The following is a 13,765-nucleotide window of genomic DNA, read 5'->3' on the forward strand; positions in this document are numbered from 1 at the left end:
TCCCTGCCTTTTTCAACTAAAATGAGTTTCATTAAAAAATTTTAAAGTAGAGTGTGGACTGAGTGGAATATTTTGAACAGCATCGTGCCAAAGATCGTGTCATTCTGGTCAGCGTGACCGTGCAGATGCTGGAGGATCTGGATGCAGAAGAGTTTCACCTGTTGGCAAGTTCAGCAGGCGCAGAAATTCTTGAGCATATGCATGCTCAGCGTTTAAGACCCGATCCTAAATATTTTATCGGTTCCGGCAAGGCTGAAGAAATTGCAGAAAAAGTCGAAGCCCTCGAAGCCGATCTGGTGATTTTTGATCATACCCTCACCCCGGCTCAGGCGCGTAACCTTGAACGCGTTGTTAAATGTCGTGTTGTGGATCGAACTGAACTTATTCTGGATATCTTCGCGCTGCGTGCTCGTACCTATGAAGGTAAGTTACAAGTCGAACTGGCCCAGCTACAGCACCTATCCTCCCGGTTAATTCGTAGTCGTGGCAATCTGGATAGCCAAAAGGGTGGTATCGGTTTACGTGGACCAGGTGAAACTTTACTGGAAACCGATCGCCGTTTGCTGCGTGTACGTATGGGACAATTGAAAGCTCGTTTAGATAAAGTCCGTCAGACCCGGATGCAAGGTCGTGTGGCCCGTCAAAAAGCTGCCGTCCCTACGATTTCCTTAGTTGGTTATACCAATGCCGGCAAATCCACCCTGTTTAACATCCTCGCAGATAGCGATGTCTATGCAGCTGATCAATTATTTGCCACACTCGATCCGACTTTACGTCGTTTAGACTGGGAAGGAATCGGTACGGTGGTACTGGCAGATACAGTAGGGTTTGTGCGTAATCTGTCCCACTCTCTGGTGGAATCGTTTAAGGCGACTTTAGAAGAAACTTTAGAAGCAACTTTACTACTCCATGTGATTGACTCCAGTAGCCCAGAAATTCTGGAACAGATTGATGCTGTAGAAAGTGTGCTTAAGGAAATCGGTGCAAATGTACCGGTACTTCGTGTCTACAATAAAATTGACCGAAGCGGTGAAGAAGCCAAGATTGTCTATCACAAACCCAATCAGCCAGAACGGGTGTATATGTCTGCCCATACTGGAGAAGGTATTGACCTGTTACGTAAGGCAGTACATGAAGCATTGATGGGAGAACTGCAAAAGTTTGACCTGAAGTTACAGCCTGCACATGGCAAATTACGTAATCAACTTTATGATCTAAATGTGATTCAATCCGAGCATTATGACGAGCAAGGTCAATTACATTTACAGGTCAGTATTGCCCCGCAGAAACTGGCACAAATCATCCGTCGGGCACATTTATCACTAGAAGATATCCTGGGTGACCAAGCAGTTCAGTTTCAACGACCACTTGAAGAATTTGAAATACAAGATAAGATCGATTAAAACTTGATAAATCAAATTAAATAGACCCCAAAATGAACTGGATTAAACGTATAGATTGGCCAGCATGGATCGGCACGCTGCTTCTTATTATTGTCTTTCGGGAAGCAGCTGTATGGATTATGACTCAGCTAAATCACCCTGAGTTAGGTAACCTGGTCGGCTTAATCAGCCTGCTCATTGTCCTATTCACTTGGCGCCGCTGGAGCAAACTTCCTGTCCGCCTAGTGGATACCAACAACAAGATTATGAAAGAAAGTGCTTTTGCATTTTTACCTGTCAGTGCTGGCTCACTGATGATGCTGGTGCATATGGGACATAAAATTCCGGCCTTTCTACTCATTTTATTTGTGAGCACGCTCATCCCATTATGGGTCTATGCAAAAATGGCCAAGCGCTGGCTTTAGGAGATCACTATGTTATCTATACTTTATGGTTTCCTGATCACGCTGGTGGCCTATCTTGCAGCAAAACCATGTAACCGCGTGGTTCCGAAAATTCCAGTAATTGTCTTCGGCATGTTCTTCGTATTGGCGATTCTGTTTGTACTCGGTGTGCCTTATGAACATTATACTCAAGACACCAATCCCCTATTTAACCGTCTTTTAGGCTACGTTACAGTTGCCCTGGCAATTCCTCTAGCAGCGATGCGTTATGATGACCTGCCATTAAAAGGGGTGATTGGAATTCTGATCTTTGCCAGTATCAGTGCGGTGGCTCTGCCAATGGGACTTGCTTACCTGTTACATATGGCATCTGGCGACATCATGGCCTTTGCCACTCGTGCAGTGACTACACCGATTGCGATTAACATTGCGACTTTACTGGATGCTCCAATTAGTCTGGTAATTCTGATTGTAATTTTGTCTGGCGTTATTGGCGCCGCATTTTCACCGCTGATTCTGCGTCATATCAATGATGAACGCGCTTCTGGTCTTGCCCTAGGTTTAGCAGCACATGCGATCGGGACGGCGCAGGCTTGGCAACGTGGTAGTGTGGCGGGTCGATATGCTGCATTCGGCATGGCAGTGAATGCCGTCTTTACAGCTCTGTGGCTACCGACCTTTATTTTATATCTTCAACATCTCTAATCTGACTGCATCGTCACTCCTAGATGACTATATGATTTATATAGTCATCTTATTCTTATATCAACGTACATAAAAAACATTAGGTTTAAGCTTTTAATGGCAAATGAGCCACTTTATAAACCTCACTTAAGTTTCATATTCATGATTCAAGTGACTTAAATGACAAGTTTAAATTGAGTAATTTTATGGATTTATCACACTTAAAGTCATTTTAGTATTGCAAAATCCACCTCATTTTCTCTTAAATTATAATCTGTCTCTCAAGTCACTTATTTTTTATATTTTTATTTCACTTTCTTACACTTAACTCAATGTGTGATGAAAATCACATTTCTATTTCCAAGAAAATTGCTATACTCTCTCAGACTTAAGTATGAGTCTCTGCCTATATTCAACTTGCATTTTTTTATATAAGGTTGTATGAATAATAAACATATCGATTTTTTAAAATCTTTATGGATTAAAACTTCATATGCAGCAAGAATGAAGTAAATCAAATGGATATTTGATTTTGAAATATAGGGAATTTAAATGAAAACAATGAGTGTTTTCAGGACATCAGGTGCTGCTTGGTCATTGGGTTCAATTTCTTGTGGAGAGGAATATGGAACCATCTGGCAACAGATGCTTGACAAGACAGATTCAGCCATGGTCCTGATTGAACTGGTGAAGCATAAAGATGGCTTACTTGGAGATTTAAGCAGATCTTTGTCTAATCCACGTCTTGGTCATAAACCAATGAGAGGAAATGCAGATCATTTGCTATCTACTCAGAACTCATTTGAAATACTGGAGCGAAAAGCCTTCAATAACTTGAATTTTACTACATTACCTCATGCTGAAAATGCTTCGCTGCAAACAGCATTTGATCTACATATTCATGACCTGATTCAACAGGTCGCTATCAATGGCAATCCCTTAAATTTATATGACCATACTCAAATTTCGGTCATGGGACTTAAACACAACTGAATTTTTACTGCAGACTGATCGAAAAATAATTAGTGACCGTCTGTAATAAACAACATGGGGATGATTAATATGAAAAAATCTAAAATCGCAATGATGCTAATGGGTGCTTGTATGACTGTGTCAGCTTTTGCACAGGACTTGACAGGAACTTGGCAACAAATTGATGATAAAACTGGCTCCCCTAAAGCCATCATTGAAATTCGCAAAGAAACTAATGGTACTTTCGTGGGTAAAATCGTTAAAGTAACGCCTCGCCCAGGTTATACACCTCAAAAAAGCTGTAATAACTGCCCGGCACCATATACCAATCAACCGATTCTCGGTATGGATGTTCTTACGGGTTTGAAGCATGTAGAAGGCACCAATAACTACGAAAAAGGCCGTGTGATTGATCCATTGGCAGGCAAAATCTATGATGCCAAAGTTCGTTTGAATGCCAGTGGCAAACGTTTAACCCTGCGTGGTTATGTGGGTGTATCTGCTTTAGGTCGTAGCCAGACCTGGATTCGTCAAGACTAATCCACAGCTGGTTGAGCAAAATAAAAAAGCCACGTTTTCACGTGGCTTTTTTTGATTTGAATAGCTTAAAACACTGGATTATCAACCGCGAACATCTGCTGGTCTTCCAAACGAAAAGCCATCAGCTGATTTCCCCAGACACAGCCACCATCAACGTTCTGGATTCGATCCGAGATTTTCTTGCCTTGTAGGCCTGCCCAGTGACCAAATACGATCTGATGGGTCTGCGCCGCTTTAGATTTAAACTCAAACCACGGCTTAAAGCCTTCCGGCATTGGATCATCCAGTGATTCCTTAAAGCTGTATTCCAAGCGCCCTTCTGCATCGGTCAAACGCATCCGGGTCAGATAGTTCACAATACAGCGTAGACGCTCATGACCCTGCAAATCATCTGACCAGAGTGTAGGTTCTTTCCCGAACATCTCTTTTAGGAATGCATCCACCACTTCGAAATCTTCATGCGCAATGATGGCTTCTACTTCTTTCGCAAGCTGTGCCGTTTTCTCTGCATCCCAGATGTTAGGAATACCTGAATGCGTCAACACCGTCTGTTCGTTAGGGAACAGGCACATCGGCTGTTTACGCAACCAGTCAATCAGGTCATCACTGTCGATCGCATCAATCACATCACGCACATTATCTTTGTCTTTAACAGGTTTAATCCCACGCGCGCAGGCTAATAAAGTTAAGTCGTGGTTGCCCAGCACTGTTGCAGCCACACCATTATCAACCAGCTTTTTAATGAAGCGTAGTGCACCCAGCGAGTTTTCACCTCGCGCCACCAGATCACCAGCAAACCAAATAAAGTCCTGATCAGCATCAAAACGGATTTCTTTCAGCAATGCCTTCAAGGCCTCAAAACAGCCTTGTACATCACCAATCACATAGTTGTATCGAACAGTGCGGGTCATTATTTTTAAGCTACCATTTGATCAGATAAAGCAACGAATTGAGCAAGAGTTAAAGTCTCGGGACGTGCCATTGGATCTACGCCAGCATTCTCAAAACCGTCTTCAACCAGCATACCTTTTAAGCTATTACGCAAAGTTTTACGACGTTGGGTAAATACATGCGAAACCAGACGTGCCAAGGCTTTCTCATCTTTCGCCACAATCGGTTTCACATCGTATGGCTCTAAACGGAACACCGCTGAAGTCACTTTTGGTGGTGGATTGAAAGAGCCCGGTGGCACCTCAAACAGGAAAGTTGGCTTGCAGTAATACTGAATCATCACTGACAAACGACCATACTCTTTAGTATTTGGAGAAGCTGTAATACGATCAACCACTTCTTTTTGCAGCATGAAGTGCATGTCTTTAACTTTGTCACCGAATTCCAAGAGATGGAACAACAATGGTGTCGAGATGTTATAAGGCAGGTTCCCAACTACACGTAACGGACGACCTTCTTCAAATAAGTTAGTGAAGTCGTATTTCAGCGCATCTGTTTCGACAATCGTTAAACGTTCAGGATGTGGCACACGACCCGGCAAGCCTGCAGCCAAGTCACGGTCAAGCTCGATCACGGTTAAAGCATCACATTCACCAATTAAAGGTGAGGTTAAAGCAGCCAGACCCGGACCAATTTCAACAATATTTTCGCCTGCACGCGGATTCACTGAACGCACAATTTTGGCAATGACACGTTGGTCATGTAAGAAGTTTTGACCAAAACGCTTACGCGTGTGATGCCCTTCATCTTTTGGGTTTAAGGCATTAATCTGATACATAGACATTTCCAACGTGTAATAAAGACGAGATCATTGACGCGCTAAATCCAGCGCCAAATCCACAGCCACATGTAAGCTTGAGCTTTTCGCAAGACCTGTACCTGCGAGGGAGAGTGCTGTGCCGTGATCGACAGAAGTTCGGATAAACGGTAAGCCCAAAGTAATATTGATGGCTTCACCAAAGCCCTGAGATTTTAACACAGGTAAACCCTGATCGTGATACATCGCCAGAACAGCATCAGCATCTTTTAAATTTTCAGGAGTAAATAAAGTATCGGCAGGCAGGCTTAAACTCATGTTGATGCCTTGCGCACGATAAGTTTCCAGTACTGGATTGATCACTTCAATCTCTTCCATGCCCAAATAACCACCCTCACCTGCATGCGGATTTAAACCACAAACCAGAATATGTGGATGTTCGATTTTAAATTTGGATCTCAGGTCGTGAATCAGGATATCAATCACCTGATGGAGACGTTCCGAAGTAATGGCATCAGCGACTGCACGAAGTGGAAGATGGGTCGTTGCTAGAGCCACACGTAAAGTTTTAGTCGCTAGCATCATCACCACACGCGGTACACCAGCAAATTCCTGGTAATACTCGGTATGACCGCTGAAATGAATCCCAGCATCATTAATTACCGACTTCTGTACCGGTGCTGTGGCGACACCGACACTTTTGCCTGTCATGGCATAATCAGCTGAACGACGTAATTGTTCCAGCACATAAGCTGCGTTATGGTGGTTTAGCTCACCCAATACTACTGGTTCTTTTAAAGGCACATGCTCGACATAGAGCTGACCTTTTTCTGAGGAAGATATCTGTCCATTATATTCAACCAGCTCTATGGCCAGATTTAATTGTTGGGCGCGCTGTTGCAGCATTTCCAGATCTGCCAGTATCACAATCGGACGCTCATCGACACGATCTGCAAGGCTTAAACAGATATCAGGACCAATTCCGGCAGGCTCACCACTGGTGACATATAAAGACAGCATTTTCTTCTCAATTCACTAAGGCCTTCAATAGTATAGCCGTTTCAATCAGGCTTGCGTGCAGCGATCTGTACAGTGTTTTGGTCTGTTGTTATTTAAAGAAAAATCTGGGTTACAAATCTTGTCCGCTATTTTTATATTTTCTGCTTAATTTTTCTTCCCTTATGCGTCTAGATTATATAAAATACAGCGCTTGAAATTTTTAATTTTCATTTGTGATTCTTCACGTATTCGTTTAGAATCTCGTCTCCTTTTTGTTTGGACTGTTTCTTAGTCCAAACCAACTATAATAGGTAGTGGTTTAATGAAAACTCTCAGCGCTAAGCCAGCTGAAGTTCAACACGACTGGTACGTTGTTGATGCTTCTGGCAAAACTCTAGGTCGCCTTGCGACGGAAATCGCTCGTCGTTTACGCGGTAAGCACAAGACTTCTTATACTCCTCACGTTGACACTGGCGACTACATCGTTGTTATCAATGCTGAGCAAGTTCAAGTGACTGGTAACAAATCACTTGATAAGAAATACTATCGCCACACTGGTTTCCCTGGTGGTATCCGTGAAACTAACTTCGAAAAATTAGTTGCTCACAAACCAGAAGAAATCTTCCAACGTGCTGTTAAAGGCATGTTACCAAAAGGTCCTCTTGGTTACGCAATGATCAAGAAAATGAAAGTGTACGCTGGTACTGAGCATCCTCATACAGCTCAACAGCCACAAGTTTTGGACATCTAAGGGATACAGCACATGGCTACTAACTATGGTACAGGTCGCCGTAAGACCGCAACTGCACGTGTTTTCCTATCAGCTGGTACTGGTAAACTCGTAATTAACAACCGTTCTTTAGAACAATACTTCGGTCGTGAGACTGCTCGTATGGTTGTTAACCAACCGCTTGAGCTTCTTGAAGCGACTAACAAATATGACCTTTACATCACTGTTGCTGGTGGTGGTATCGGTGGTCAAGCAGGCGCTATCCGTCACGGTATTACTCGTGCACTAATTGCTGCTGACGAAACTCTTAAACCTGCTCTTCGTCAAGCTGGTTTCGTTACTCGTGATGCTCGTGAAGTTGAACGTAAGAAACTTGGTTTACGTAAAGCTCGTAAACGTCCTCAATTCTCTAAACGTTAATTCGTTTACCGAATCGGACAAAAACCCTGGTGTATTCCAGGGTTTTTTTATGGCTTTAAATTGACCACTTAGTAGGATTTTAAAATTATTGTTCATGAACATCCTTACCCCATACCCCTTCATGACACCAGAAGGACTTGGTTAGATAATAGTTGGCTATGCCTATAATAATAAACACGATGATTAAGCCTAAATTCATGATCATCTTATTCTGCTCCTGTCATTTTTTCTTATAATCTACCCTGCCGAAAGCCAATTGGTCCTTTATGCTTCGTGCTTTTTAGGTTGATTTTTAGTATCCTATTCTACTCACTAAAATTTGCTCAGGATTTATGTCAGTCGAAAGCGCGCCACTTCAAGGAATCACCTTATATAGCCATGCCGATGACTTTCGTTCCCATTGGATTCGCTACGTTCTTGCCGAAAAACAAATTAAATATCATTTAATCTTGGTCGATAGTGACGATGAGGACCTGGCCAGTCTGAATCCTTATAATCAGCTGCCCATGCTGATTGAAAATGATCTTAAATTATTTATTACCCAGATCATCTCTGAATATATAGATGATCGCTATCGTCAAACCAAGCTCTACGCCGATGCACCGATGCCGCGAGCAGAGCAACGACAATATCTATGGCGCTTTGAACATGACTGGCTCAAGCTTGCCGATATTATGCTTAAACATCCGGATTCTTTAGATCCCGCTGCAAAAGCTCAGGCACAAAAACAGCTTCGCGATATTCTGGTGTCGCTGATGCCACTGTTTCAGCACTTCCCATATTTCATGTCGGAACAGTTTAGTATCCTGGACTGCATGCTTGCGCCAATCTTTATCCGTCTACACAGTATGGGTGTAGAATTGCCTAAACAGCAATGCCGTCCGTTCTATCTGTATTGCCAGCGGATCTTTAGCCGTCCTGCTTTTATCAAATCGATGACCCTGCAGGAAAAGAATCACTACGCTGCCCAGTTATCAAATTAATCGAGTAATCATTATGTCTGAACAGGAATTCAACCTCACGCCTACACGTCCTTATATGTCTCGTGCGATTTATGAATGGATCTGTGATAACAATATGACACCATACTTGTTGGTCGATGCTACGCGTCCAAATACCATGGTTCCAGAACAGTTTATTAAAGATGGCCAGATTATTCTGAATATCGTGCCACATGCCGTACATGCGTTGAATATGAGCAATGATGCGATTACATTCTCAGCACGTTTTGGTGGCGTATCACGTGATATTTATGTACCAATGGCTGCAGTACTCGGGATCTATGCACGTGAAAATGGTCAAGGATTATTCTTTGATCCAAATGAATATGAGCATACACAAACCGAAGAAGATGCTTTAAAATCGAACACTGAAGAACAACCTGAAAAACCTAAGAAAAAACCAAGCTTAAGGTTATTAGATTAAATAAAAAATGGAGTAAGTGAATGGCTTTTGATTTAGTGCAATATTTTGTTGAACAGATAGAAACTCAAAAGCCTGAGCTTCTAAGTCAGTATCCTAAGCAGGAACGTCGTGCCTATATTACCGAAATCAGTGCGCTGACTTTAGGTAAGCTGATCAGCGAATGGAAGCTTAATCCGAACAAAATCTATAATGAAATCAATCATCCTGACGAACTCTATATTCAGGAAATTGCGCGTCATCTGAGCACGCTTAAATCCAATCAGTCTACTCTTTCTTTAGAAGAGCAAGAAGCCAGTATTTATGAGATTTTCAAACTCCAACTAATAGAACTTAAACAACTGCATGATACCGGGAATCACAACCTGAACAGCATTCAAGAACTATTATATGGTCAGATTGAACACCTCTATGGTAAAGCAGATGATTGGGTTTGGACAACAAATAATCTATTGGAACTAAAAGGCTCTAAACCAATGCCACAAGAAGAGCTATCATTAGAGGCAACGATGAAGGAGTTTAATCAGATGGTCAGCCAAAATACTCAGCACCAGGAACATGACGTTGAAGAAGTTACTGTAATCAATGCTCCAGCTTGGTCTAAAATTGTAGAACCAATTGTTGCAATTGCCATCCTATGGGTACTCGTAGATCAGGTTACGAAAGTATTTGCTTAAGCTTATATATTTGATAAAAAACCAGCTTTAGGCTGGTTTTTTATTTTTACGCACATGTACAGAATATGAGTAGATAAAAAAATCTATAATTTTTTTTAATAAATAAAACCTGTAAATACTACTCTGCTTCATACAAGGCGTTAAAAATTCTTAATTTTCTAAGTAACACAATCAATTTCTTTTATAGTTACGTAAGACCTTATATTCCCATTAATAGAGGGCCTGATAACCTGATAAGACTAAAGCCATTCACTTCCCATCTGATGTCCATCTGCTTCTGAAAGAAGCATTTAATGGTGATAAAAGCATTTATATAATGAGTTCAATACTACTGTTAAAATTAATTATGGCAAAGTCACCCTAGAAGGTGACTCTACTACTAGCACCACCTAGTACTTCTTCAGAAAAAATTCCCCGCATAAAAAAAACCCCCTGGCTAGCAGGGGGCTTTTGGAATAATGAGCTGGCGATGACTTACTCTCACATGGGAAACCCCACACTACCATCAGCGCTAAGAGGTTTCACTTCTGAGTTCGGGAAGGGATCAGGTGGTTCACTCTTGCTATGGTCGCCAGCACAACTGGTATGCTTACTCGCTATGGTCTTATCTACGTTGCTTACGCTTCGTGTGCCTAGCTTTCTTCAAATAGAATTCATTAACAGATGTATCTGAGTTGTCGTAGTTTGCGCTTTAGCGTTCACTAAATCAAGTTTTTGTCTGATCGTTAGATCAATATGAAATCAATTGATGCTCACTTCTTTCGAAGTTCGTATACAACTGCTTGGGTGTTGTATAGTCAAGCCTCACGAGCAATTAGTATTGGTCAGCTTCATGCATCACTGCACTTCCACATCCAACCTATCAACGTCGTAGTCTTCAACGGCTCTTTAGGAGACATAAAGTCTCGGGGAAATCTTATCTTGAGGTAGGCTTCCCGCTTAGATGCTTTCAGCGGTTATCCCTTCCGAACATAGCTACCCGGCGATGCGACTGGCGTCACAACCGGTACACCAGAGGTTCGTCCACTCTGGTCCTCTCGTACTAGGAGCAGATCCTCTCAAATTTCCAGCGCCCACGGTAGATAGGGACCGAACTGTCTCACGACGTTCTAAACCCAGCTCGCGTACCTCTTTAAATGGCGAACAGCCATACCCTTGGGACCTGCTTCAGCCCCAGGATGAGATGAGCCGACATCGAGGTGCCAAACACCGCCGTCGATATGAACTCTTGGGCGGTATCAGCCTGTTATCCCCAGAGTACCTTTTATCCGTTGAGCGATGGCCCTTCCATACAGAACCACCGGATCACTAAGACCTACTTTCGTACCTGCTCGACTTGTGGGTCTCGCAGTTAAGCGCGCTTTTGCCTTTATACTCTACGCGTGATTTCCGACCACGCTGAGCGCACCTTCGTACTCCTCCGTTACTCTTTAGGAGGAGACCGCCCCAGTCAAACTACCCACCAGACATGGTCCTCGTCCCGGATAACGGGACAGAGTTAGAACCTCAATATTACCAGGGTGGTATTTCAAGGACGGCTCCATGGCAACTAGCGTCGCCACTTCAAAGCCTCCCACCTATCCTACACAAGTAAGATCAAAGTTCAATGTCAAGCTGCAGTAAAGGTTCACGGGGTCTTTCCGTCTAGCCGCGGGTACACCGCATCTTCACGGCGAATTCGATTTCACTGAGCCTCTGCTGGAGACAGCGCCCCCATCATTATGCCATTCGTGCAGGTCGGAACTTACCCGACAAGGAATTTCGCTACCTTAGGACCGTTATAGTTACGGCCGCCGTTTACTGGGGCTTCGATCAATAGCTTCGCTTGCGCTAACCACATCAATTAACCTTCCAGCACCGGGCAGGCATCACACCCTATACGTCCACTTTCGTGTTTGCAGAGTGCTATGTTTTTAATAAACAGTTGCAGGGGCCTGGTTTCTGAGGCTGCCAACAGCTCAAGGAGCAAGTCCTATCACCGCCGGCAGCGTACCTTCTCCCGAAGTTACGGTACCATTTTGCCTAGTTCCTTCAGCAGAGTTCTCTCAAGCGCTTTGGTCTACTCGACCTGACCACCTGTGTCGGTTTCGGGTACGATTCCTGTTTAACTGAAGCTTAGAGACTTTTCCTGGAAGTATGGTATCAGCCACTTCACTGTACAAGTACAGCTTGCTATCAACTCTCAGCATAGAGCACCCCGGATTTGCCTAAGATGCATGCCTACAGTCTTCCACCTGGACAACCAACGCCAGGCTGACTTAACCTTCTCCGTCCTCTCATCGCATTAAACAGAAGTATTGGAATATTAACCAATTTCCCATCGACTACGCCTCTCGGCCTCGCCTTAGGGGTCGACTCACCCAGCCCCGATTAACGTTGGACTGGAACCCTTGGTCTTTCAGCGAACGGGTTTTTCACCCGTTTTGTCGTTACTCACGTCAGCATTCGCACTTCTGATACCTCCAGCAGACTTCTCAATCCACCTTCATCGGCTTACAGAACGCTCCCCTACCACTTGCAATAAATTGCAAATCCGCAGCTTCGGCATATAGTTTTAGCCCCGTTACATCTTCCGCGCAGGCCGACTCGACTAGTGAGCTATTACGCTTTCTTTAAAGGGTGGCTGCTTCTAAGCCAACCTCCTAGCTGTCTATGCCTTCCCACATCGTTTCCCACTTAACTATAATTTAGGGGCCTTAGCTGGCGGTCTGGATTGTTTTCCTCTTGACTACGGACGTTAGCACCCGCAGTCTGTCTCCCGGATAGTACTCATTGGTATTCGGAGTTTGCATCGGTTTGGTAAGTCGGGATGACCCCCTAGCCGAAACAGTGCTCTACCCCCAATGGTATTCGTCCGAGGCGCTACCTAAATAGCTTTCGGGGAGAACCAGCTATCACCGAGTTTGATTAGCCTTTCACCCCTATCCACAAGTCATCCCCTGGCTTTTCAACGACAGTGGGTTCGGTCCTCCAGTCAGTGTTACCTAACCTTCAACCTGCTCATGGATAGATCACCCGGTTTCGGGTCTATACCCAGCAACTAAACGCCCTATTAAGACTCGGTTTCCCTACGGCTCCCCTATACGGTTAACCTCGCTACTGAATATAAGTCGCTGACCCATTATACAAAAGGTACGCAGTCACCACTTGACGTGGCTCCCACTGCTTGTATGCATGCGGTTTCAGGATCTATTTCACTCCCCTCACAGGGGTTCTTTTCGCCTTTCCCTCACGGTACTGGTTCACTATCGGTCAGTCAGGAGTATTTAGCCTTGGAGGATGGTCCCCCCATATTCAGACAAGGTTTCACGTGCCTCGCCCTACTCGACATCATCATATCAGCCCTTTCGTGTACAGGACTATCACCCACTATGGTCGCACTTCCCAGAGCGTTCCACTAAAACTGATATGACTTAATGGGCTGTTCCCCGTTCGCTCGCCGCTACTGAGGGAATCTCAATTGATTTCTTTTCCTAGAGGTACTGAGATGTTTCACTTCCCTCCGTTCGCCTCGCAACACTATGTATTCATGTTGCGATACCGACCTTATAGCCGGTGGGTTTCCCCATTCAGACATCTCCGGATCACAGGATATTTGCCGCCTCCCCGGAGCTTTTCGCAGGCTATCACGTCTTTCTTCGCCTCTGACTGCCAAGGCATCCACCACATGCACTTAATTACTTGACTATACAACCCCAAACAGTCGTTCATCCCTACAAGTAGGATAAACAACATAATCAACCGATCACTCAGTTAATTACACAGTTAGAGTTTCGTGAACTTAATCACTGTACAGCTTCAATTAGATTCATATACCAAAACGCTTG

Annotated in this window: 13 protein-coding genes and 2 rRNA genes; 10 read left to right on the forward strand and 5 right to left on the reverse strand. The window is 43.8% G+C overall.

The annotated features are described in order from the left end of the window. Positions 1 to 62 precede the first annotated feature (62 nt). The 5 genes from hflX (at position 63) to BS636_RS02185 (ending at position 3,982) form a co-directional block, all read left to right on the forward strand. On the forward strand, positions 63 to 1,403 hold the full coding sequence (hflX, locus tag BS636_RS02165) for a ribosome rescue GTPase HflX (RefSeq protein ID WP_099337317.1): 1,341 nt from the start codon (positions 63 to 65) through the stop codon (positions 1,401 to 1,403). A gap of 32 nt (positions 1,404 to 1,435) precedes the next feature. Continuing rightward, complete coding sequence (locus BS636_RS02170) at positions 1,436 to 1,807, forward strand: hypothetical protein (RefSeq protein WP_099337318.1); 372 nt, start codon at positions 1,436 to 1,438, stop codon at positions 1,805 to 1,807. A 9-nt stretch (positions 1,808 to 1,816) separates the two neighbouring features. After that, positions 1,817 to 2,491, forward strand: coding sequence for an LrgB family protein (locus tag BS636_RS02175; RefSeq protein WP_099337319.1), 675 nt, complete (start codon positions 1,817 to 1,819; stop codon positions 2,489 to 2,491). A gap of 531 nt (positions 2,492 to 3,022) precedes the next feature. Beyond that, positions 3,023 to 3,463, forward strand: a complete 441-nt coding sequence (locus tag BS636_RS02180) for a hypothetical protein (RefSeq protein WP_099337320.1) — start codon at positions 3,023 to 3,025, stop codon at positions 3,461 to 3,463. A 69-nt stretch (positions 3,464 to 3,532) separates the two neighbouring features. Then, positions 3,533 to 3,982 carry a DUF2147 domain-containing protein gene (locus tag BS636_RS02185; RefSeq protein WP_099337321.1) on the forward strand — a complete coding sequence of 150 codons (450 nt, stop codon included), beginning with the start codon at positions 3,533 to 3,535 and terminating at the stop codon, positions 3,980 to 3,982. A 65-nt stretch (positions 3,983 to 4,047) separates the two neighbouring features. Here the strand turns inward: BS636_RS02185 and BS636_RS02190 are convergent, their stop codons facing one another. Genes BS636_RS02190 through pdxA form a run of 3 tightly spaced genes read right to left on the reverse strand, consistent with a single transcriptional unit; the run spans position 4,048 to position 6,710 of the window. Further along, positions 4,048 to 4,893 (reverse strand): symmetrical bis(5'-nucleosyl)-tetraphosphatase, encoded by an 846-nt coding sequence (locus BS636_RS02190; protein WP_099337322.1) that lies wholly within the window; start codon positions 4,891 to 4,893, stop codon positions 4,048 to 4,050. 5 nt (positions 4,894 to 4,898) lie between these two features. Next, on the reverse strand, positions 4,899 to 5,711 hold the full coding sequence (rsmA, locus tag BS636_RS02195) for a 16S rRNA (adenine(1518)-N(6)/adenine(1519)-N(6))-dimethyltransferase RsmA (RefSeq protein WP_099337323.1): 813 nt from the start codon (positions 5,709 to 5,711) through the stop codon (positions 4,899 to 4,901). 30 nt (positions 5,712 to 5,741) lie between these two features. Further along, a complete protein-coding gene (pdxA, locus tag BS636_RS02200) occupies positions 5,742 to 6,710 on the reverse strand; it encodes a 4-hydroxythreonine-4-phosphate dehydrogenase PdxA (protein WP_099337324.1) in 969 nt (322 codons plus the stop codon). Between the two features lie 301 nt (positions 6,711 to 7,011). On the opposite strand from pdxA, the gene rplM reads away from it, so the two are divergent. The 5 genes from rplM to BS636_RS02225 all read left to right on the forward strand — a co-directional run bounded on the left by rplM (position 7,012) and on the right by BS636_RS02225 (position 9,938). Next, entirely contained in the window at positions 7,012 to 7,440 is a 429-nt protein-coding gene (rplM, locus tag BS636_RS02205) for a 50S ribosomal protein L13 (RefSeq protein ID WP_004785249.1), read from the forward strand. A gap of 12 nt (positions 7,441 to 7,452) precedes the next feature. Beyond that, positions 7,453 to 7,839: a 30S ribosomal protein S9 gene (gene rpsI / locus BS636_RS02210; RefSeq protein WP_004811301.1), complete on the forward strand. Its 387-nt coding sequence runs from the start codon at positions 7,453 to 7,455 to the stop codon at positions 7,837 to 7,839. Between the two features lie 332 nt (positions 7,840 to 8,171). Continuing rightward, positions 8,172 to 8,822 (forward strand): glutathione S-transferase N-terminal domain-containing protein, encoded by a 651-nt coding sequence (locus tag BS636_RS02215; RefSeq protein ID WP_099337325.1) that lies wholly within the window; start codon positions 8,172 to 8,174, stop codon positions 8,820 to 8,822. Positions 8,823 to 8,835: 13 nt separating this feature from the next. Beyond that, on the forward strand, positions 8,836 to 9,264 hold the full coding sequence (locus BS636_RS02220) for a ClpXP protease specificity-enhancing factor (protein ID WP_099337326.1): 429 nt from the start codon (positions 8,836 to 8,838) through the stop codon (positions 9,262 to 9,264). 20 nt (positions 9,265 to 9,284) lie between these two features. Next, on the forward strand, positions 9,285 to 9,938 hold the full coding sequence (locus BS636_RS02225; RefSeq protein WP_099337327.1) for a hypothetical protein: 654 nt from the start codon (positions 9,285 to 9,287) through the stop codon (positions 9,936 to 9,938). 461 nt (positions 9,939 to 10,399) lie between these two features. Here BS636_RS02225 and rrf read toward each other — a convergent pair. Both rrf and BS636_RS02235 read right to left on the reverse strand, forming a co-directional pair. Then, positions 10,400 to 10,514: ribosomal RNA gene (gene rrf / locus BS636_RS02230) — 5S ribosomal RNA — on the reverse strand. 217 nt (positions 10,515 to 10,731) lie between these two features. Beyond that, positions 10,732 to 13,625 (reverse strand): 23S ribosomal RNA (locus BS636_RS02235). Positions 13,626 to 13,765 lie beyond the last annotated feature (140 nt).

It is taken from the genome of Acinetobacter sp. LoGeW2-3, assembly GCF_002688565.1.
In the GTDB taxonomy this organism is placed as follows: domain Bacteria; phylum Pseudomonadota; class Gammaproteobacteria; order Pseudomonadales; family Moraxellaceae; genus Acinetobacter.